Consider the following 489-nt stretch of genomic DNA (forward strand, 5'->3'; position numbering starts at 1 on the left):
CAGGTACTTACACCTTCCATGAGGAAGCAGCTCCAACCGGTTACCTCAAAGTAACTGATATTCCATTCCAAGTCAAACAAGACGGTACAGTGGAATTGACAAACTTCAGCGAAAAAGACTCTAGATGTGAAGACAACAAGGTCGTAACCAACGGCTCAACTGTTACAGTAACGGATAAAGACGATGATAGTCCAAAAGCCATTACTTTCAGTAAAGTTAATCTTGGTGGAACTGAAATTGCGGGAGCTCAGATCAAGATCTACAAGGGCGACAAGGCAGAAGGCACAGCAGTAGAAAGCTGGACATCTGAAGCTGGTAAGTCTAAAGAATTGAACTTGACTCCAGGTACTTACACCTTCCATGAGGAAGCAGCCCCAACAGGTTACCTCAAGGTGACCGATATCACTTTCCAAGTCAAATACGACGGCACAGTGGAAGTGACCAATGTTGGAGAAAAAGACTCTAAGGGTGAAGACAACAAGGTCGTAA

At 44.4% G+C, this 489-nt stretch carries 1 protein-coding gene; it reads left to right on the top strand.

The window, feature by feature from the left end:
• Positions 1-489, top strand: a 489-nt coding sequence (locus tag AWH02_RS02960) for a prealbumin-like fold domain-containing protein (protein ID WP_169792185.1), incomplete at both ends; no start/stop codon positions are given.

The sequence above is a fragment of the Streptococcus gordonii genome (assembly GCF_001553855.1).
GTDB lineage: Bacteria > Bacillota > Bacilli > Lactobacillales > Streptococcaceae > Streptococcus > Streptococcus gordonii.